Annotated in this window: 20 protein-coding genes and 3 pseudogenes; 4 read left to right on the top strand and 19 right to left on the bottom strand. The window is 43.9% G+C overall.

The window, feature by feature from the left end:
* Positions 1-1,020: 1,020 nt before the first annotated feature.
* From ACFSB2_RS26695 to ACFSB2_RS26630, 14 genes are all read right to left on the bottom strand, one after another.
* Positions 1,021-1,650: a class I SAM-dependent methyltransferase gene (locus ACFSB2_RS26695; protein WP_377946292.1), complete on the bottom strand. Its 630-nt coding sequence runs from the start codon at positions 1,648-1,650 to the stop codon at positions 1,021-1,023.
* Positions 1,651-1,665: 15 nt separating this feature from the next.
* Positions 1,666-2,019 carry a flagellar export chaperone FliS gene (gene fliS / locus ACFSB2_RS26690; protein ID WP_377946291.1) on the bottom strand — a complete coding sequence of 118 codons (354 nt, stop codon included), beginning with the start codon at positions 2,017-2,019 and terminating at the stop codon, positions 1,666-1,668.
* A complete protein-coding gene (locus tag ACFSB2_RS26685; RefSeq protein ID WP_377946290.1) occupies positions 2,016-3,929 on the bottom strand; it encodes a glycosyltransferase in 1,914 nt (637 codons plus the stop codon). The genes fliS and ACFSB2_RS26685 overlap by 4 nt, the downstream gene beginning before the upstream one ends.
* Before the next feature lie 4 nt (positions 3,930-3,933).
* Positions 3,934-4,179, bottom strand: coding sequence for a hypothetical protein (locus tag ACFSB2_RS26680; RefSeq protein ID WP_377946289.1), 246 nt, complete (start codon positions 4,177-4,179; stop codon positions 3,934-3,936).
* 4 nt (positions 4,180-4,183) lie between these two features.
* Positions 4,184-5,746, bottom strand: coding sequence for a flagellar filament capping protein FliD (gene fliD / locus ACFSB2_RS26675; protein WP_377946288.1), 1,563 nt, complete (start codon positions 5,744-5,746; stop codon positions 4,184-4,186).
* Between the two features lie 88 nt (positions 5,747-5,834).
* On the bottom strand, positions 5,835-7,175 hold the full coding sequence (locus tag ACFSB2_RS26670) for a flagellin N-terminal helical domain-containing protein (protein WP_377946287.1): 1,341 nt from the start codon (positions 7,173-7,175) through the stop codon (positions 5,835-5,837).
* A 62-nt stretch (positions 7,176-7,237) separates the two neighbouring features.
* Complete coding sequence (gene flgL / locus ACFSB2_RS26665; protein WP_377946286.1) at positions 7,238-8,452, bottom strand: flagellar hook-associated protein FlgL; 1,215 nt, start codon at positions 8,450-8,452, stop codon at positions 7,238-7,240.
* A 5-nt stretch (positions 8,453-8,457) separates the two neighbouring features.
* Positions 8,458-9,849, bottom strand: a complete 1,392-nt coding sequence (gene flgK, locus ACFSB2_RS26660) for a flagellar hook-associated protein FlgK (protein ID WP_377946285.1) — start codon at positions 9,847-9,849, stop codon at positions 8,458-8,460.
* Positions 9,850-9,867: 18 nt separating this feature from the next.
* On the bottom strand, positions 9,868-10,146 hold the full coding sequence (locus ACFSB2_RS26655; RefSeq protein ID WP_377946284.1) for a hypothetical protein: 279 nt from the start codon (positions 10,144-10,146) through the stop codon (positions 9,868-9,870).
* The gene (locus tag ACFSB2_RS26650) at positions 10,143-10,316 is read right to left on the bottom strand and encodes a flagellar biosynthesis anti-sigma factor FlgM (RefSeq protein WP_377946283.1); all 174 of its coding nucleotides are present in this window, start codon (positions 10,314-10,316) and stop codon (positions 10,143-10,145) included. The genes ACFSB2_RS26655 and ACFSB2_RS26650 overlap by 4 nt, the downstream gene beginning before the upstream one ends.
* A gap of 102 nt (positions 10,317-10,418) precedes the next feature.
* Positions 10,419-10,946: a sigma-70 RNA polymerase sigma factor region 4 domain-containing protein gene (locus tag ACFSB2_RS26645; protein ID WP_377946282.1), complete on the bottom strand. Its 528-nt coding sequence runs from the start codon at positions 10,944-10,946 to the stop codon at positions 10,419-10,421.
* A gap of 17 nt (positions 10,947-10,963) precedes the next feature.
* Positions 10,964-11,140, bottom strand: a complete 177-nt coding sequence (locus ACFSB2_RS26640; RefSeq protein ID WP_377946281.1) for a hypothetical protein — start codon at positions 11,138-11,140, stop codon at positions 10,964-10,966.
* A gap of 18 nt (positions 11,141-11,158) precedes the next feature.
* Positions 11,159-11,467 (bottom strand): hypothetical protein, encoded by a 309-nt coding sequence (locus ACFSB2_RS26635; protein ID WP_377946280.1) that lies wholly within the window; start codon positions 11,465-11,467, stop codon positions 11,159-11,161.
* Positions 11,464-11,592 (bottom strand): flagellar biosynthesis anti-sigma factor FlgM, encoded by a 129-nt coding sequence (locus ACFSB2_RS26630; protein WP_377946279.1) that lies wholly within the window; start codon positions 11,590-11,592, stop codon positions 11,464-11,466. The genes ACFSB2_RS26635 and ACFSB2_RS26630 overlap by 4 nt, the downstream gene beginning before the upstream one ends.
* Positions 11,593-12,506: 914 nt before the next feature.
* Here ACFSB2_RS26630 and ACFSB2_RS26625 point away from each other — a divergent pair.
* Positions 12,507-13,325, top strand: coding sequence for a flagellar hook-basal body protein (locus tag ACFSB2_RS26625; protein ID WP_377946278.1), 819 nt, complete (start codon positions 12,507-12,509; stop codon positions 13,323-13,325).
* 358 nt (positions 13,326-13,683) lie between these two features.
* On the opposite strand, the pseudogene ACFSB2_RS26620 reads toward ACFSB2_RS26625, so the two are convergent.
* The 5 genes and pseudogenes from ACFSB2_RS26620 to ACFSB2_RS26600 form a co-directional block, all read right to left on the bottom strand.
* Positions 13,684-14,071, bottom strand: a pseudogene (locus ACFSB2_RS26620) (IS4 family transposase); the annotation flags it as partial.
* Between the two features lie 142 nt (positions 14,072-14,213).
* A pseudogene (ltrA, locus tag ACFSB2_RS26615) lies at positions 14,214-15,521 on the bottom strand (group II intron reverse transcriptase/maturase).
* A gap of 162 nt (positions 15,522-15,683) precedes the next feature.
* A complete protein-coding gene (locus tag ACFSB2_RS26610) occupies positions 15,684-15,863 on the bottom strand; it encodes a hypothetical protein (protein WP_377946277.1) in 180 nt (59 codons plus the stop codon).
* Between the two features lie 263 nt (positions 15,864-16,126).
* The gene (locus ACFSB2_RS26605; protein ID WP_377946276.1) at positions 16,127-16,519 is read right to left on the bottom strand and encodes a transposase; all 393 of its coding nucleotides are present in this window, start codon (positions 16,517-16,519) and stop codon (positions 16,127-16,129) included.
* Between the two features lie 382 nt (positions 16,520-16,901).
* Positions 16,902-17,417: a hypothetical protein gene (locus tag ACFSB2_RS26600; RefSeq protein WP_377946275.1), complete on the bottom strand. Its 516-nt coding sequence runs from the start codon at positions 17,415-17,417 to the stop codon at positions 16,902-16,904.
* A gap of 542 nt (positions 17,418-17,959) precedes the next feature.
* Here ACFSB2_RS26600 and ACFSB2_RS26595 point away from each other — a divergent pair.
* From ACFSB2_RS26595 to ACFSB2_RS26820, 3 genes and pseudogenes are all read left to right on the top strand, one after another.
* A complete protein-coding gene (locus ACFSB2_RS26595) occupies positions 17,960-18,922 on the top strand; it encodes an AraC family transcriptional regulator (protein ID WP_377946274.1) in 963 nt (320 codons plus the stop codon).
* A gap of 330 nt (positions 18,923-19,252) precedes the next feature.
* Complete coding sequence (locus ACFSB2_RS26590) at positions 19,253-20,152, top strand: SDR family oxidoreductase (protein WP_377946273.1); 900 nt, start codon at positions 19,253-19,255, stop codon at positions 20,150-20,152.
* Positions 20,153-20,365: 213 nt separating this feature from the next.
* Positions 20,366-20,994, top strand: a pseudogene (locus tag ACFSB2_RS26820) (transposase); the annotation flags it as partial.

The raw sequence follows: 20,994 nt of genomic DNA, 5'->3' as shown, positions 1-20,994 counted from the left end.
TTGTTACCATGATAAAATGAGGTGTAGTTTTGAATCCAATAATGTACTCGAAACGGAGGACGAACATTATGTTTAACTTTATTGCCCCGCCAGTAAATGCTTAAACGGTAGAATCTACTGTTAGGTATTTACATTAAGATCGGCAATACTTTCCTGTGGATTCTACCGCGTCCATGTTGTAGCTGACATCCTGTGTCCGCACATCATACTCGGTAGAAAGTGGGAACTGTGAGTGATAAATAGAATATACTTCATTTTGTCGATGATTATCTTCGGTGCAATCGGAGTTTTTGCCAAGTTAATCAATCTAGCTTCAGATGAAATTGCTCTATACATTGATATTATCGGATCTTGTTTATGTCATATAAAATCACATTTACATCATTATCCTACATAATTATATTGGATTACATTTAGACAAATATAAGTTATCATTATACAAATAGACAATATTTACATCAGTTCAACATCGTATAGAATAGGCGACATCCAATTCAAATATGCATTCTTAATAGATTGGTTCTATTATTTGATATGGATGATTTTTTGCTCACTAGATTGTAATAAATGATTATCCATACGTTTGATTTATGGGCAATGAAATCGGGATTTTAAAATAGAAGTATGAGTGAGAATATGGAATAAAGGATCTGAAGCACTTTATACGTGTGGAGGTAGCATAGGTCCTCCAACTCTTCTAAGGCGCCTTAAAGTGAACGGTAGAAATGGATTTAATGGGATATTACGCTATTTGTCAAGAGAGAGCAGAAGTGATTACTTCCGTTCCGGGAAGATGTGTTCCTTAAGGGGCCTATTCACGTATATTTGAGGAAAGTGATTTTGCTATTGAACTTGTCGATTACCCCTCCATCGGTAGCCCAACACTATTGAACACTTCAATGTCGGATACAGAACTCATCTTAGCCGTACGGGGAGCGCCTTTTCAATTGTTCAGGGCATTTCAAAGAGGACCAAACCGTCGAAATCCAGGATGAGTCATATTGACTTTTTGTGAACAGTTTATACAATTTTTTTGAACGCTACATTGTTCGGTGTTGTTCCAATGTTTTTGTACCATTTCGGTAAACTAAATGCTACTTTTGTTGGCCCCGGCCATCCCGGCACATCATCAAAAACAATAAATCCGTCCTTTACGACAAACGGACTCCAAAACTCAAAGTCTTTTAAGACATCCTCAAAATCATGACCTGCATCAATGAACAACAGCCCAATCGGTTGACCATCATAAACATTAAGCCAATGCTTTGCCCCCGCAATCGTGTTCATTCGAAGTGGTTCTACATGAGCAAGCAGATTCAGTTTTTCCATGTTCTCTTTGAACTCATCGAATAACTGATCTTCATTGTATCCATCTAACAATTGAACATGTTCTAATTCCCCCGGTGTTCCATCCCACGTATCAACGGCGTACACTTTGCCTTCTCCGCGATCTTTGATGGCAGATGCAAGCCAAGAAGTCGATCTGCCTTTCCATGAACCCAATTCAACAACGGTAGGTATAGGTGCGTTAATACGTGCCAATTGATAAAGGAACGCCCCCGCATCGTTGTGTAGCCACCCCTGTACAAATCCATTCTCATTCGCTATTTCACTCACTCGTTTTGTCAATTCTTCTTTACTTATAGACAACATAAAATCCCTCCCTTATTCTGCTTTAATCCAAGTTTCTTTCCAACTTTCAAAATATCCAAGCAGTTCATCAAACACTTCGTTTGAGGGTGAAACGAAGCTTTCAAACAACTTTTGATAGTAATAGTTGTATAGACGAACTAACCTTTCTCCTACTTCCGTTTGTGTATCCGTACATCCCCGCAAATAAGCGACTATATCTTGGGTTTTTTGAATACGTGGACGCATTTCATCCACATTTCCATCTTTAAAATTTTGTTTAGCTGCACGTAATTCGTCGATTGACTTGTCATGCAAGCGAATCAACAATGCCTTAGGTGATGCCGTCGTAACAGAGTTTTGCTTGTAAGCTTGATATGGATTCCTCAATATCTCAAAACTCCTTTCTCCAATTTCGGAGCAAATTGTTCCTTCCAAATCAGCGATAACATTTTGGAATCGGGATACACCTTCCGTGCTTCTCTCATGATACTTTCGCTCTTATCCGGGTGCATACTCGCATCAATCATGAATCCACGAACGGTTCGGTTTCCGTTCTTTAGGTAAGCTATCTTCATCCATTTTTCAGCCCATTCAAGTTCCCCTTTTGCTAAACAAACTTGCGCCTTCCACTCACAGTCTTCATAGGTTTCAGCAGAAGCTTGTAAGTATTCATCTGAAGTAAAACCTGCAAGAACATCAGTGCGCAAAATGTAAGGGAAGAACTTAGCAAGGTCTGAAATATACAACCCGTAATCTGTAAGGAAGTTCACAGCACAAGCAGCCATAATTTCATCAATCACTCGTTGAATTTCCCACTTGATATTCCTGCTGCATTGAGTCGTAATCCGGAAAAAATACTCACCAAGACCACCGCATGAAAACCACATTTCATTTGCTTTATCTTTGTCGCCCTGCTCGTAATGCCAAAGTCCCATCCTCGCCAAATCAACGTCACTTGGATTTTCAGGAAGGCTTGGTTCCATACCTTGTCTTACTTCATAAGCGAAACGTGCACGTTTTGTAGCAGGTCGAACGCCAAATTTCTTTTCTGCTTTTTCAATGAACATGATAACTTCTGGATGTCCGACTATAGCCATGCTTTCGATAAATTCATCGTATCTCTGTGGTGTTTGGATCACTTTCTCCATCGTTTTCAAAACCATCACTTCAGACACTGTCATGACAATCAACGGAATAAGACCTTTTTGTTCCGTGTTTTCCTCGTATGATTTAACAAACCATTCTCTAGCCGTTAAATCATCGCCCAAACGCATCCAAGCGTATCCGATTTGCCGAGCAGCAACGTACGTTCCGTTTCCTTCGACATACTCAACAAAATTAAACTGAATGTCGCCCATTTCTCGACACTTTTTCAACTCCTCAATTGCCTTCCCAAAATCACCCATCAACAAATATGTTTCTGCCAACATCATTCGTAGATCGGTGTTCTTTGGGTAAAAATTAAGTGCCTCTTTTGCGAAACGGATAGCTTCGTTATATCGTTCACTGAAGCGATAACCATTGATACAAAACTTGTATACACGAGACAAGAAATTCGGACGTTCTTTCTTCATTTTTTTCATTTCTTCAATTACTGGTCGTGCCGTGTGAATGACTTTTTCCCATTGTTGCATTCCTGAATACTCAGCCAGCAAGTTTGAAGCTGTGAACCATCGAAGCACCTTTTCCTTATACGGAATGTTGCGCATTTGTTCTTCCAAAAGAGCTACGTTACGACTGTTCTTGTTCTTTAGTTTCAAATATTCCTCGGTGTATCCAATGTGGTGCAAATGCAAAGTGAAATTTTCGAACGGTGCATTTTCATTAACAATGGCTGTGGCAATTTGTTCATGAATCGTCCCTTCGTACTCATATCCCTTACGAAATACACGGCAAACATCGACATCAAGGACGTTTACAATATCCCTCATACTACCTGTATAGTTCCGCTGCTTTACAAACACACCATGTCCATTTGTGTTTTCTAAAAAGGTTCGAAGATGCAATTTTTCTTCTGCATCCAAAAACTCGTCCGCATCAAGCACCAAAATCCAATCTCCGCTCGCCTTACTCAATGTAAAATTACGAGCAGCGGAAAAATCATCAACCCATTCAAAATGAAACAATTGCAAAAGATCAGGGTTTTCATTTTGGAACTTCTCGACAATCTCCAATGTATTGTCCGTAGAACCTGTATCAGCCAATATGATTTCATCAACAACGCCTACTACACTTTTGAGCATTTTCCCAATCAAAAAACCATCGTTTTTCACAATCGCGCATAAACTGATTTTCAAAACGTCACCTCCAACCGCCATATATTTTTGATGCATTTTGTGATTTCGTTATTTCCGATATTCTTCGGCAGATTTGCCCTTGAATGACCAAAATACGTTCTTTAATCCGTGCAGTTTCTTCTTTCAAACGCGGTACATCTTCTATTGGAATTTCGTTATTTTGTATCCAAGCTGTACGTTTGAACATAAGTTCCCAAATCAACTCCAAGTTTTCTTCATCCAATGCTTCATCGATCTCTAGTTCATACATAAAATCAACCTCCGTACAAACTAGCGTCATTAGTTACTTGGCTACTGTAAGCCTCTTCTACGGCTGCTAATTCGCTGTATTGTGTATCGGCTTGAACCACAGAACTATTTGCCGCACTCCATTGTTGAAGTAAATTTGTGATCTGGTCTGTATATTGCTGTTGAAGCTGATTCAACGAATAAGTTATTGTACCAGGTGCCGCCGAACTTCCTGATCCGATTTGATTTTGTAATGTACCAATTTCACCAGTAATTGTTCCATCACTTGTCGTTGTTCCGTTTAAATCTTGTTGCCATGTGCTAATTGTGGAACTCAGTTGCCCTAAGAAACTGCTTCCAGGCAAATTTAAACCGCTAGATGTAACTCCTAAAAAGCTTTGCAGATCGGATAGATGATTCGAAACTGCATTGGTAAATGTGGTTGTTCCGTCAGGCAAAGAAACCCCAGCAGGTAACGATAACCCAGAAATCCCATTCGAACTTTCGAAGCCAATTGAAGGTGCCCCGTTACTCGTGAAATTTCCTTGATTTTCTGTATAACTTCCCGGATTCACGATTACGCCAATCTGACTTAACGTTTGAAACATCGAATCACTGTCACTGGATACCGATTGGTCGATGGTTTCTGGCAATTGATTTGCGATCAGCTGACCTATCGTCGTACTAGCCGCTGAACCGCCCTGATAGACCATACTTTCCACAGCGTTATACGCACTAAAAAAGGAATTCATGGCAGTCGTAGCACCTGATGAATCAGCTTGTATAGAAAGCGTTCCACTGCCCGTAGAAACTGCCGTCATCGTTGTATTCGGAAGAGCATCTTGAAACGTATTATTCGGTGATGTGATAGTCACTCCGTTGGATCCACCAAGTGTCAAACTAGCATCTTCAGCGTCTTGAACATTGGTACTCGGTAACGAAACGCCAGTGGTTCCGCCATCCACAGTGAAAGATCCTTTAGATGCCCCAATTTGCGTAGAAGTGAGCATCAATTCATATGTTCCTTGGTCATCAACTATACTCGACTGAACGCCAGTTGATAAGGATTGACTGTTGATGTTTTGAGCGATGGTGTCGAGACTATCTCCTGCATTGACCTGTATACTCGCTGTTCCTAAACCGCCAGTAATTTGCATGGTACCGGAATTGACGGAAGTTGCGGCTGAATCTGAAGTGGACGTAGCACCACTAAGTATCGAGATTTGTCCTTGTGCTAAATTGTTGACGTTGAAGGAAACACTGGTCTGTGGTGCACCAGACGATGTACTAATCGTTAATGAGTCAGTATTTGAAGAAGTAGCATTTACTGAACTCCATGTCGATTGAGTTCCTAAAGTTTGAATTGCGCTTTGAAGCGTAGTCAAGGCAGAACTCAATGATTGAAGACTACTAACAGTTGTGTTCAACGAACTTTCTTGTGAAACGATTGGTGTTGCTTCATCGATGGAAGTGTTATAAATCGAAGAAGCGGCAGTCGTTACGCCAGACGCTACGTAAGAATTACTTCCTTCGAGGTTTGTTAATTCAGTTTGCAGTGTAGATGAAAGCGTCGGTAGCCAGCCACTCATCTTTTGAGACCTCCCTTGACCACACTTTTTTGAGAAAATAGGGCGGGCGTAGACGATACGCCCACCCTATTGAAGTATACTTTTAAAATTAAGCACCGAGCAGCTTGAGAACCATGCTTGGCTGTTGGTTGACCTGAGATAATACAGAGATACCAGCTTGCTCCAAGATTTGATCTTGGGAAAACTTACTCTCTGCTTGCGCCATATTCGCACCGACGATAACATTGTTCGCGGTTTGCAAATTGGACGAGGTGTTGTTCAAATCGCTAACCGTATTGGTCAAGCGGTTTTGGACTGCACCCAGTTGTTCTTCTTGATCCGTCAGCGTAGAAATTGCGCTTTGAATGCTAGTCAACGACTGTGCTGCGTTGGATTGAGTCAAGATATTCAAACCAACCACATTGGTCGAAGAAGTCCAACTGTTTGATGCAGAACCGGAGCTCGTCGCGGTACCCGTCAGTGTGAACGAGTCAGTTTGGCTTAACGTTCCTGAATCACCGCTTGCGGCAACCGTTGCAGTTCCGAAAGTAGCCGAGTTGAATGTGAAGTTGATTGCCGCACCACTTGCAGAGTCACCGAGAGTAACAGCCGTTGTTCCTGAGGTAATGTTAATTGCGTTACCAATGTCTTCGTACGTTCCGTCAGCACCCTCCATTTGAAGTTGCAATGTACCGCTACTCATGTTAGCAGTTGTGGTTCCGCTCCCCGCTTGATAATTCCCGTTAAATACAACCTGGAATGTACCAGTTTCCAAAATAGAACCAGAAACCAGTGATATGCCTGACGTGCCATTTGTCGCAAGGTCGGCGCCTGCTGGTGCGGTTAAATTTGCACTGGCAGTTGCGCTACCGGAAGTGTACGAGCCGACAGTATCAGCCGCCACGCCCGCAACTCCGAGGGAGTTAGCGTCTGTACCTGCAATGTTGAAGGAGATGGTTTGACCTTGGTCAGCACCCACTTGCAGAGTAACCGTTTGTGCACCAGTAGCGTTTGAGAACTGTCCAGAAAGGATATTCAAACCGTTGTACTGAGTTTGGTTCGCAATGGAGTTGATTTCTTGCGCCAAGCTGTTCATTTCAAGTTGCAGGCCTGCACGGTCAGATACGGTTTGTGTACCGCTTTGCGCCGCTTGAGTTGCCAATTGGTTCATGGTTTGAAGAATACCGAGTGACTGTTGTTGTGCACCAGTCGCGGTTTGAATCATCGAAACACCTTGTTGAGCGTTCTGAGCGGCAACATTTAAGCCGTTCGAGTTCATGATCATGTTTTGGGACATTGCATAATCTGCCGGATTGTCCGCAGCAGAATTTACAGAATTACCAGTGGACATGACCTCTGAATCTTGCTGAACAGCGTTCCCTACTTGAGTCAAATTGCTCAAAACACTATTCGCAGCGGGGTTGAAATTGATTGAAAAACTTGCACTCATCGTGTCTCACCTATCCTTCAATGTGGTTTATATATTAACAGCCAAAGCTGTAAATACCGACTTTAAGAAGAAGTTAAGTATTGTGCTAATGTAGGCAAAATCATTTGCGAACCCATTTGCAATGAAGCTTGGTAGCTCGACATTTCACTTTCGTATTGCGTCTCGACTTGTGCCATATTCGCATCTTCTAATGAAGCTTGCTGAGTTTGCATCGCACTAATGAAGTTACTGTTTTGGCTACTCAACGTGTTCAATTGATTGATCCGTGAGCCAAGATCTGCGTTAGCTTGTGTTACTTGTCCAATGTTTGCGGTCAAATTGGTTAAGTCTTGTTGCAATGCGCTTGGATTTCCAACATCGTTAATCACCGATTGCAACGTTTGTTGAAGCGTTTGAGTACCGCCCGGTGGTAATTGGTTGAAAAGTTGTTGTCCAGTCACATTCACTGTTTCGTTAATCGAACTAGAAACTGCATAAGTGACATCCGAACCTGCACCAGACGGCGGTAAATTCGTTGGGCTATTTGATACGGAGAATGATCCACCCGCCGCGAGTGTCACGTTATTTCCTGCAAGTCCAAATGCCGTATTTGATTGGTTTGACTGTAAAGTCAATTGATAGGTTCCATTTGTGTTCACAATGTTAGCGGTTACGCCCGTTGAATTTGTTGCGCCATTAATCGCACTTTCTACTTCCTCCATGGAAGCCCCTGAGTTTATAGAAACTTGCGTACTGCCCTCACCTCCTACAATAGCAATCTGTCCACCGCTCGCGATTAACGGAGAAGTCGTTGAACTTCCAGTCAAATTCGTATCTAGTTGCTGTGTGCTGATGTAACTACTGACTGGTGTTTGACTTGCGAATCCACCAAATAAGTACGATCCGCCTTGCTGTGTGTCGGCTAATTGATACAGGTTGTTTGTTAGTTGGGCAATGCTTTGTTGCAATCCACTTTGCACACTTGGTGTACCGTTTGTCGTGTTCATTGATTGCAAGACTACGCTTTGTATGGATTGAAGCGTGCTACTCATACTGCTTAACACAGAAGTTGTGCTGTTCATCCAACTCAAACCACTTTGTATCGTTGATTGATACGCATTGGCTTGATCGATTGATGTCGTTGTTTGAATATCTTCTGACATTGCAATCGGATTGTCGGATGGTTCGTTCAAAACTTTCCCGCTCGTCATTTCGTTTTCTGTCGAAGAAAGATTTTGCTGGATGGTGTTCAAATTGTTTAAAAGGTTTTGCGTCATCATCGACTGTGTGATTCTCATGTCTCTTACGCCTCCTGTATTAGAGTTTGAAGCATTTCATTTTGCGTGTTGATAATCTTCGCCGCCGCGCTGTATGCATTCTGAAACTCTACCATTTGAGCCATTTGGTCATCGACGTTGACACTAGATACACTCTCTTGCATCGACTGATTTTGTTGCAAGATCGCGTCGGCAGTTTGTTGGTTGCTTTGCGCTGTTGAAGCCTGCGAACCGATGTTTGTGATCAATGTCGCGTAGTAGATATCAGGTGTTGAATTCAATGGATTTCCATTTGAATCGGTAAGTGATGTTGAGTTTTGAAGAGCCGCAATCGCCGAAGCATTACTTCCATCTCCGGGGGCGCTAGCATTTTGAGCAACCGCAAGTTGATCGGATGTGATATTCGTTACTGACAATGACGTAACTGGTGTCGTTGTGGAACCGTCTGTAACGTTTGATGATGTCACATTGAAAAGCGGAACACCTTGCATTGAACTGTTGTTTTGGTATCCAAGTTCAAGTTGTGAATTTACCCCATCAGCAATAGCCGACTGCAAACTCCCCAACGTCTGAATCACATTCTGCGCCGCACTAATCCCTTGCATGTTTCCGTAGATGGAACCTGATGTGACACCCGATGTATCAGCAGCGGTGAAGGTTGTCGTGCTAAACCCTCCGCTCGTATTTACGATGTTTGTAGTGCCAAAAATAACGCTGACACTTCCATCGGAGTTTTCACTATATTTGATATTTCCGAGTTGAGAAAGGTTGTTCAAAAGTTCGTCACGTTGATCCAGAAGTTGATTTGCATTTTGTCCTGTGCTCGTGATGTTAGAAATCTGTTGATTCAATTGATTTAACTGAGTGGCGTACTGGTTTACCGTCGAAACTTCGCTTCCGTTTGCTGATCCGGAAACGACACTATTCAAATTGCTGATGGTAGACAATAATTGGTTTTGAACCGTAGAGAATGAAGAACTAAGATTTTGCGCTTGTTCAATCGCCGATTGACCAGCGGCACTGTTTTGAGGTTCTGTTGAAAGCGTTTGGAACGCCGTGAAAAAATCATCTATACTGCCTTGAAGTGATGTACTACTCGTTGCGTTCATGATAGTTTGAATTTGATCAAGGTTTGTCATGAGCGAATTTTGAGCGTTATAGCTTGAGGTACTGACATTAACTTGTTGATTATAAAAATCATTGACAGACCGTGTAACAGACTCAACAGAACTGCCCTGTCCCAATTGACCACTTGGGAGATCAGTCATTGGGTCTGATTCTACGATATTTGCGGTTTCGGTTGTGTAACCTTGAGTTGAAGAGTTCGCGATGTTATTACTGATTACAGCCTCCGCTTCTTGCGCTGTATTCATTGCATTCACCGCGACATTGAGTCCAAAATACGTTCCTATTGACACGATAATTCCTCCTGTCCTTTAAGCATACCAATCATGCTTTTGATTTTTTCGAACTTGTTGAACAGCTAACTTGCTTAAATCCATCCGATGAACGATGAGTTGGTTGGATTTTTGAATCACCCGAACCACTTCCAACAGCATCGTTCTTTCCTCTCCATCTAAAACACTTTGCGAAAGCTGTTCAACCAATGAGTTCACATAAGACATTTGATTGTGCACTTCGGAAGCGTTGCCTTCGCTTATACACTGTGGTAACTGATTTGCCGATTTGTGTATTTCAATGATTAATGGGTTCAAGTATTTAGTACACCGCTTTTCACGATATTCTGTGCAATCTTCTGTGTGTTTACTTGATAAGTCCCATTTGCGATTGAGTCCCGAAGTTGTTTCACTTTATCTGAAACGTTTCCTGATGTGTTATCTATGTTGTTCACTGTTGAGGCTTTCGATATTTCTGGAGGTAACATCTTGTCATCCCCCTTTTGCTAGTGATTTTGCTTCTACACTCTATATACAGCCTAAGTTTTCAAAATCGTTCACCTTGAAATCAAAAAAAGTCGCCATCTTTTTTAGATGGTAACTTTTTTTGATGAAACTTGGTTTTTTATCCTATCCAGTAAGGTATGGTATCGTTTAAAAATTAGCGACTTAGACACATCGAGAACATCTGCCGCAACTTGCATACTACAGCCCTGCTCCCAAATGAGCGATAAGAGCAATCGGTCGTCGTAAGAAAATCCTTCGACAATGAGCCATACCTGACGCACCGAATCTTCTTCGATCCATTCTTCTATGGGGTTGTAGCTTGGTTCATTTTGTTCGTTTAGTATGTTTGTGTACGCTTGGATAGCTTGATTCATACTCGTTGTTTTCGACATTTTCAACATTGAAGAAGAACGTAATACCTCTAACATGGCAAATCTGATCGTTCGCCTTGCGATTTGAACATCCATCGAATTTCCTTTTGTTTCGTGTTCCCACAATTTCGATAACGACGAATTAATCAAATCGCTTTCGTCGATCATCGAACTCCGGCGATAACGAATTAAACGCCGTGCAATAGATACGGCGTAATTTGTGTAGTTCAAATATTGCACAGACGCAACCCCTTCAATCAAGCGTAGTAATCGTAAATGGAGGTTGGCTCCCCGTGTAGCAACTTCTGATCTTCTTGCTCTACAAATTCACCAACGTGTTCCAGTTCATTACTTTTAATTTGTTGATCCACTTGCATCAAAATTTGGGCTACCGAACTTGCTTGACTTCCAACGCCAAAACTAATCGAGTACATATAGACTGACCACCTAATTTAAGCTTTAGCGGTGTAGGAAAGATTCCCATGCTTGTGAATTTTTCGCGCAATGTAGTTTGACATATTCACTCCGTTTTCGATTAACTTTTGATTTGTGTTCATGATCGTTTGTACTTCTATTATTTTACTCTCAATTAAACCAAAATTGTTTTTGTTTTCCGGAAGTTTTAATTCACGTTTTAATTTTTCGAGGCAAACTTGTTGAAGACTGAGCATTCCAACGACTCGTAGAGCATCGTTTTTGATGAGCGCATTTTTGATGTCATTCGCGATTTCGTACAACTGATTGAGCAATTCATCGATCATTTCAAATCACCGCTCTCCAAAATTTTATCGACCAATTTTTCAACTACTATTTTGTATTCGCCTTTTTTTATCTGTTTTTTTATTGCTATGATATTTTTCTTCGGAAATTCGATGATTTTTCCCATGATTAAATACACCACCTGGCTAAATTAAAAAGTCCCTTTTGCAGGGCTGGACAATTACTTAAAGTTTGCTGATGGTTAGCTGAATTCGCGTGCTAACATACCCTATTCAAGTGTGTTAAGTTTGTGAATCATGTCACCAGAATACTCGTATTATAAGCACTCACCAAGTTCATTCACAAACACCATATCCACCTTGTCTTTGATATATACACCGTTCATCGTTATTCTCCTTTCGACTCTCTTCGAATTCTGTCGCGCGAATCAATGACCTGATCATTTTTGATTGTCGTACATTTCAGCATCTGTAACTAGGTCTTGTAGTGCAAAGAAAGCCAAATCGTCGAGTACTTTTCTTTTGCGTCTACCACTATGTTTACGACCTTTTTAAGGGGAGTACAGTGCGGTACGATTGAGCGGGTTCTACTCATTTGTATTCGAGCGCCAAACCATTTCTAACGAAAACCATATTGTTTCAGCCAATGCACTTGTCGTCGCTATCTGATTACCTCTTTCACTGAGATATTTTTTGAGTAATCGTCATGTTAAAAAATTGCAATGCTTCTGTTTTGAATAAGCAGGCGTTTTTGTCGGAGGCTACGGCGATGTCAATGGCGTGGTCATTGGTGGCCATATCGCGTCCCATTTGCGCCGCAACTGCATCGGAGTAAGCCGTCTTTTCTTCATGGTGAAGTCATATTAATTCTTTGTCAACGTGGTTTTTGGTAGATGTTATGTAGGCGGTTGCATCAAGAGTGTTCTGAGAAGCCCCAGCCTTTGGGGAATGGTCACGGTTCCTGTCTAAGCCATATTCCAATCAATCATGATACGAAATTTCAAGTTGACTTAGAAGGGTAATTGTCGCTAATTGTCGAAGAAAGTAGTCGGCTACTGAATGCAGATCGGGGAGGATATTAATGGCAAACCCATTGCTAACAGCAGTATCTGGAATGGATGCGTTCCAGTCGTGGATGAATGTTATTGGTAACGACATTGCAAATGTAAATACTGTAGGCTATAAAGCCTCAGAGGTCAATTTTGCAAATACACTCAGCCAGGTCATGTCTAGCGGTAGTGCAGGGTCAACCACAGGTATCGGTGGTACCAACCCAATCCAAATCGGAACGGGAGTTCAATTGAATCAAGTTACACCAAATTTTACTCAGGGCGGATCGGATAATACTGGTAATTCGAGCGATTTAATGATTAGTGGTAACGGGCTTTTCGCATTAGGTGCAACTACAACATCGCCAACTCCAACGGAGTATACCCGTGCAGGAAACTTTACGGTAGATAGCAGCGGATATCTTGTCGCTCCCAATGGTGATTATCTTCTGGCAAGTACAACCCCTGGAGGGACACCAGATACAGCAATTGATGTAGGATCAAACAGCTATACGATTGGACAGGATGGTACTATAACGGTTAATGATGGCAACACACCACCACCCACATACTACCTATCTCTCGCCAACTTTCCAAATCCGTCTGGGTTGACAAATGCAGGCACAAATATGTGGACAGCTCCAGCAGGAGGAAACCAGGGAGCTGTAACATATGGTCAACCAGGGACAGGCAGCATCGGAACTGTTCAGCAAGGTTATCTTGAAAGCTCAAATGTCGATTTGACTCAAGAGATGAGTAACATGATCCAAGCGTCCACTGATTATGACGGTAGTTCAAAGCTTATAAATACTGTTCAAAGTATGTATCAGTATATGCTCCAACAAGTTTAATAAAACTGCACCACCGAATAGTACCAAGTAAAGTTTATCATGTAACCCTATCCCTGCTATTCATGGTGGGGCTATTTTTTTCGTCTAAACGTGCGAATCACTCGAAAAAAGTAGTTACGTCGTGTTACCATGTACACACGCCATATCAATGATCCTGCACATATTGTAACATGTTTAAATACTGTGTGATACGCCATTGTCTGGAGACCACTCCAAATGGGGCTGGCCCCATGCCTATCAAGGTAAGCATTCGCGGATAAACTGATTTCTTGGTAATTTACACAATACTTACTCATAAGATTAAATATCCCATCATAGGGTGTGTCCACTCAAGCGAAGTGGACTGCTTTTTCGTACCTTATGCAGTGCGACGATCTTTCTGCTCACGTTCGTAAATGACACCCAATATATCAAACACCGTTTTCTTCTTAATATCGATGAGATTTCCGACCGTTCTTTTGAATCATCTGATAAAGTCGCCTGAGTACGTCTCGTACGTCGTCCGGTGTTTGACGCAAAGCCTGATGCAGTACGCGAAAATAGTCCTTCACCATTCCTATCACCTTGAATTCGCTCACCTCTTGTTTTTTCTTCAATAAGAGTAGAGAGCGCATCTGAAACATGAGTGAGGAACTGAGGAAAATGGCAATCAAGCGTCCATATACATGACATTCAAATCGGGGGAGTTTAACCAGTTTACAGCGGTCAATTTGAAACATGGATTTCCAGGTTTTAAACAAAATCTGTCGGGTAAAGGACTGACGCGGTATCTCACGACCCGTCTCCAGCCCCTCCCCATAAGAACTGCTCGTGAGGTTTTCCCTCAAGCAGTTCACCCCGTAAACTTCGTCAAAAGGATTATGAGACTTATCGAGATTACGGACACTTTCATCGAAATCCGCTTGCGCTTTTGAGGGGATAGACCTTCCAGTCCCAGTAAAGCCCCAGTACGCCGTACAGATATTCGTTACTCCATCTCCGCCATCCGATGCTACGCTTTTGCCTTCGTTTCCTTCTTGTCAGCAAGGTTCGGATTTTCATCTCCGTATAGTCTCGCACTTCACTAAATGCGCGACTGGAATTCCCAACCCTAAAGTAGTTCACCCATCCATTCAATATGGCATTGACTTGTTTCACGATGTCCTTTGCCGGTTTCGCTCCTCCGTTTTGAACCGTTTCACGGATTCGCGCTTTAATTGCCTGCCGGGCCTTCTTCTTCGGTGTCAGGAGGACGAAATATCCAGTTTTGCCACGGTTCTGCACTCGTCTGAAATAAAATCCCAGAAAGGAGAATGATTCACCTTATAGGGCGTTGACCATCCGAGTCTTCTCCAGGTTTAATTCAACTTTCAAGGGTTCCAGGTATTCCTGCAGCCGTTGCAACGCCAGTTTTGCCCACCCGCGTTTGCTAGAGTGTCCGCTTACGGTGATGACCATATCATAGGCAAATCGATGGTAGTTCACCGCTTCGTAGTTGCCCTCCGCCGTTTTACGTCGGATGGTATCGAATGCCCAGTCAACTTCGTTCAGGTAGATATTTGCAGCTAACGGAGAAAACGGGCCGCCTTGCGAAACACCGACTTTCCCGGCCACCTTAATCACCTGCTTTACAAGGTGCATCACCTGTGGGTCTTGGACACGTTTTGCGATTTTCTCCAGCAATACGTTGTGCCGTATCGTATCAAAGTAGCGGGACAAGTCCACGTCAATCACTGTCGTCATCCGCCGTAGTATACTGCGACGCACGCCTGCCAGTGCCTGATGTGGGGAGCGTTTTGGTCGAAATCCGTACGAGTTTGGACAGAAATCAGCCTCAAAGATCGCTTCCAGTATCAGTTTCAACGCGCCTTGTACCACCCGATCCCGAATACTAGGAATTTGAAGCGTTCTCATTTTTCCGTTCGCCTTCGGGATGTCTACTTTACGATTGGCCTGTGGTTTGTAGGTTCCGGCCTGCAGCTCTGTTCGGATGCTTTCCAGGAACTCTCTGACGCCCGCTTGCTCCACATCTGCGAAGCTTTGTCCATCGATGCCCGGGGCTCCGCCGTTTTTCTTCGCATGTTGATATGCTTCGTAGAGCGTCGTCATGTTGGTAATGTGAGTGAATATCCCCCAGAACCGATGCGAAGGTTCAGACTTCGCCTTTTGGTATATCCGCCGCCTTAGTTCCTGCAAGTTGATGGATGTTTTTGTCATGGCATCCTTGCCTCCCTTTATCGTACAGGTTCGGACCCTTCCCTCCTCGCGTGTTTTACTGCACGCGTATCCACGGTACTACGATCCGTTCCGCCACCCTGACACCTACCGCACCCATTTCCCGATCACGGTTATAAAGGCGGTCTCCTCGATGAGATTTCTTCACCGGGTGTCGAGGGCTTCTCCAGTTTCCACAGCAACTTTCCCTCCATGTCGCCGCTGATACCCCGCCGGTGAGGACTGCCGTTTCAGACTCGTTTCGGTCAGCTCTTGTTGCTTTCGCACGTTATAGACCGTCTCAGCCACCGGAGTTGCGTGTAAAGAGGCTACATCTACGTTCATTGCACATTACAACCTGGAGTTTTGCCCGTGCTCCTGAAGAGCACGATGTCAGAGAGCTCCACCGTTTCGCTTTCACTCCACGGTGCCTCTCAGGCTACGGGAGGGGAGTCTCTCCTCCCGGTTGGACTTGCACCAACTAGTTACTGTGTCCTTAGCTGGACACGCCTATTTGCCAGCGGAGAGAGTACAGTTCATGAACCTGTTCCTTGGTCACTATCTGTTTCGGAGTATCCGTGATATATACACTGATTCCGCTGAGCCTTTTAGTCCTCTCTCGATAGGAAATATTCTTTTTCTTTTCGTTGGTGGCACGCGCCGTAAGCTCTTTTTTCGGTCTGCTCCGGAGTCAATTTATAAATCACCAATCGGGTCGGGAACTTTTGTGTTTTCCCCAGATAAACTTTGTCTAATTCCATGATTTCTCCGGGCTGCAGTCGATCCATAATGGCTTCGAGGTTGATTTCCTTATACACAGAATCTTTTTTGACATTTCCGTTTTGAAAGTACTCGACGATTGGGTTCTTCTCGTAAACACGAACGTTCAATTTGAGGCGAGACACATAAAATGCACCACGCTGTTCCATCTCTCGAAAATCGGCTAAGCAAAAATAACCCAAATCTCGAATACACAAATCCCCCTGTTTAACTGTCTTCACTCGCTCTGTTCCATAAGAACCATCACTACGGTATTAAGTCAATAGGTAGACACACCCAACAAATACTATCTGAATATTCGAACCAGTCATTCCTATTGCCGCGTCTAAACTGCAGTTTTGAGCAATTTTTTGTTCACTGTCTGGACATTTCAGCCATGCATAGTATAAAGTGGACCCCTGTGTCAAGACACTGATTTTCTAGTTTAAGTTATGAAACTGTTACTGATTACTTCAGATAGCGTTAGGAGGGTGCAATGAAGTGCGCCCCTTTGATAATAGACTTCAGCCGGTGTTAGGTAGCCGAGCGATTGGTGTGGGCGGTCGTAGTTGTATTCGTTAAGAGAGTATTTAATTGAATCTATAGGCACACTTTTCGTCTCGTCTATTTTGATGAATTGTTATTCGTGTGCTTGGTCCAGTTCTTTGATTCAGTTGGTCGTTGAGGCATACCTTTTTGTTCAACCATTGACTTCACATGTGAGTCATACATACTGATCATTTTCTGTTCTTGGGAAGATGACATCTTCCCACTTTTCACTTGACTCTCTAACCCAGTCTTGAAACTAGACTCTAAATCTTTAATTAAAGTTGCTTCGGAAATGTTTTTGCTTGAAGCAATTTGGACAAGTGATTTTTTGGCTTTTAGATCATTTTGGAGTACAGTTGACGAAATACCCAATATTTTGGTTAGTTCTGTCGTATTCATCATCATCCCCATTCCACCGTATGGATGATTCTTGGCACCAGACCAATTCCTTGGAGACGAAGAGTTACTGCTGTTTGTTGAAGCTGTAGTTTTTGACGAACCACTTGGTTGATTCGGCGTTCCACAACCAGCAACTAATCCGAGGCTGGTTATTGTCAACATAGCAGTTACAAATGTCTGACGCACTTTCATTTGATCCCCTACCTTTGAGGTTAATTGTGCCAACAGTTCATAATCTAATAGTGGATCGTTGAAACTCTATCGAATTTTTGTGGTTCATTTCATTAGCATTGCATGAAATTCTGCGTAGATTGTCAAGCGAGTGATTTCAGGCAGATTTTATCGGGCTGAATATTGGGTGTTTTTGCATATCCCCTCGAAAAGGTTCGTTTTTGATACAAAGCGACGCACATCCATGTGACATGTAGTTGTGACTTTGATAGATATTTGTCGTGGTAATTTGATTTTTATTTGGCGCACAGAATTGAGCTTGGAATTGTACACTTGAGGTGGCCGTTCGGAGATAATTTGATTAGGATATTGTGATGTAAATCGAGCTCATTTAGTCATCGGGATAGAATAAGTATGCACTGTTGAACACGACCAATAATATCGCTCTCGGGCAGAAAGCTGCGATATGCGTTACTCTTAAACAACTACGTGAGACAGAAGTGTCGAGCGAGTCTGATAGAATTGATCAAGATGTCGAAACACATAAGGGTCGCGTTTGAACTATGGAGAGGCAGGATAACACTTTGGTTCCATTTATGTCAGGTAACCCCGTGGCTCCGCTAGAATTGGAAACGGCCCGGTTGCTACACCTGATTTACAATCATGCCCCTCATGACGGTGCTTTTAGCCAGCGCATCCCGGGTTTGCATGTTAGTCGCTATTCACGAACGGATACCGAGTACGTGAAAACCTTCTACTCGCCCTCGTTGTTTGTCATTGCACAAGGGGCAAAGACTGTCACGGTGGGAGAACAGATCTATCAGGCCGACCGATCACGCATACTTATGTTCCCAGTTGCCCTTCCTGTTGCCATGCAGACCACACATGCCAGTTATTCCGAACCGTTCCTGGGCGTTAGGCTAGACCTCGAACCACAAAGGATAGCTGAATTGGTTCTGAAAGTGTATCCCAATGGTCTGTCTCCAGTTCGTGTAAGGAGTGCAGGTTATGTAATTGACGCCAATTCGAGCATTCTAAACGCGGTGACGAGGCTGCTAGAGTGTTTGCACAGTTCCGGCGATGTTGAATTGCTTGCCCCACTTGTGGTTGATGAGATTTTGATACGACTCCTTCGCAGCCCCATCGGCGCTCACGTCGCTGAAATGGGTTATGCGGACTCAAGCGTGCAGCGAGTTGCCAAGGCGATTGCTTGGCTTCGAGATAACTTTTCCCAGCAAATAAAGGTTGCAGACATGGCACAGTTAGTACACATGAGTGCGACGTCATTTCATAAGCATTTTAAGTCAGTCACTTCGATGAGCCCTCTGCAATACCAAAAGGCGCTACGACTTCAAGAAGCGAGGCGTTTGATGTTATCTAATCAGGCGGACGTGACCACTGCAGGTCGGCTAGTGGGATATGTGAGCGATTCTCATTTCAGCCGAGATTACAGCCGCTTCTTCGGAAATTCACCAATTAGAGATATCTCGAAACTGCGTAAACAAACACAAAAACTAGACGGATAAATACCATGTGTGACGCTACCACGAGTTTCAACCTGCACTGCCGGTATGCATCGTTTCGTCGGTTTCTTCTCCTTGTATCTCGCGGCCGCAAGACTTAGCGGGCTTTTTCTTTTTCGTGAACACCAAACAAATTGAACGTACACACCCCCCACTTTATAAATGATGGAAGGCCAGTGTTCGATCGGTAGGATCAGGCAAGAAGTGAATAAAAACAGGCAAATGTTCGGACGAGACGGAGACTACAATGACTTGTGCTAACGGTGTTGATTGACTATACCCACCGTGGCGGTTCAAGTAGCTCTATAACTCACCAGCTTAAGGAGGATTACTATGCGTGTTTTTGTCACTGGGGCAACAGGTTTCATCGGATCTGCCGTTGTACGCGAACTCCTTGATGCAGGGCATCAGGTCGTCGGGCTCGCGCGTTCAGACAAGTCTGCCGCAGCAATATCTGCTGCCGGGGCTGAGGTACATCGGGGAGACCTCGACAACTTCGACAGCCTTCGTAACGGCGTCTCTGCAGCGGACGGCGTGATTCACTTAGCCTTTAACAACATTTCCGCAACCACGAGTTTTGTGGATGCCGTTGAGGCGGATCGACGCGCTATCGAAACCATGGGCGAAGCCCTCGCGGGGTCCAATCGGCCCTTTGTTATCACTTCCGGGACCGCGCTTCTCACGCCAGGGCGCCTCGTAACGGAAGAAGATGCGACTGATTCTGCGTCTCCTGCAGCGCTCCGAATTCCCTCAGAAGAGGCAGCACTGTCATTCGCCACGCGAGGTGTGCGTGTATCGCTGGTGCGGCTCCCGCTTTCAGTACACGGCAACGGTGACAATGGCTTCGTTCCGGCCCTTATCAGCATTGCCCGGGACAAGGGCGTCTCGGTCTATCCAGGCGATGGGTCTAATCGCTGGCCTGCCGTGCATAGACTCGACGCGGCGAGCTTGTTCCGGTTGGCCATGGAATCGGCACCGGCTGGCGCACGACTACACGGAGTTGGGGACGAGGGAGTGTCATTTCATGACATCGCACAAGTCATCGGCCGCCGTCTCAACCTACCAGTGAGCTCCATTTCCAACGAAGAGGCGGATGACCACTTCAACTGGCTCGCCCCCATGGTCAAGGTCGACCACGCGGCATCGAGCACTCAGACCAAAAAGCAGCTAGGATGGAACCCGGTACAGCCTGGGCTGATCGAGGACATCGAACAGCACTACTTTACAAACTGAGGAGCGTCACTCATCAGGACAATCTAAGGCAAAGTCCCAAGCACTTTTGACGTCCTATCGATTGAATGATTCAATCTCTCATCAATTACTAAGGGGCTGTCCCAAAAGTCATCATAGATGACTGGAGGGATAGCTCCCTTTCTGTAAACAAAAAGAAATCGCCTTTTGGTAAAATGGAAGTGTCGAGCAACCATGTCCAAAGGGGCGATTTCTTTGTTTATTGAGTATAACATGGATCAGCTATATCTCCCAATGAATTTGGAGTTGGACATTCCCCCTAATCATATCTCTCGTGTGGTAAACACAGCCGTTACCCGCCTAGATGACGCCATCTTTGAAGTTGCTTACCCTGGCGGCGGTCGAGATAGCTACCACCCTAAAATGATGACAAAAATCGTGATTTATGCCTATACACAGCGGATTTACTCCTCCCGACAAATCGCTAAGGCTGTTCGAGAAAATATACCGTTCATGTGGCTAGCGGGAAGACAAACGCCTGACTTTCGGACAATTAACAGATTTTGAACAGAACGCATGAAGGATGTTTTGGAAAAAATCTTCACCAGTGTACTCGAGCTGTTGATTGAAGAGGGGTACGTCAAGCTGGAGAACTACTTTGTTGATGGCACAAAGATTGAAGCAAACGCGAACCGATACACGTTTGTCTGGGGCAAAGCCGTCGCTAAGCATAAAGCTAGACTTCAGGAAAAGGTGAAGACACTTTTGCTTCCATAGAGGAACTAGAACGACAAGAAGAACTCGAACACAGTGGCCATGACCTACTTGAGCTGGGCGAGTCCTCACAGTTGACCAGTGAGAAACTTGAACAGACGGTTCAGAAG

The sequence above is a fragment of the Alicyclobacillus fodiniaquatilis genome (assembly GCF_042678105.1).
GTDB lineage: Bacteria > Bacillota > Bacilli > Alicyclobacillales > Alicyclobacillaceae > Alicyclobacillus > Alicyclobacillus fodiniaquatilis.
The sequence above is the reverse complement of the archived record's forward strand: the minus strand, read 5'-3'. Positions and strand labels throughout refer to the sequence as shown.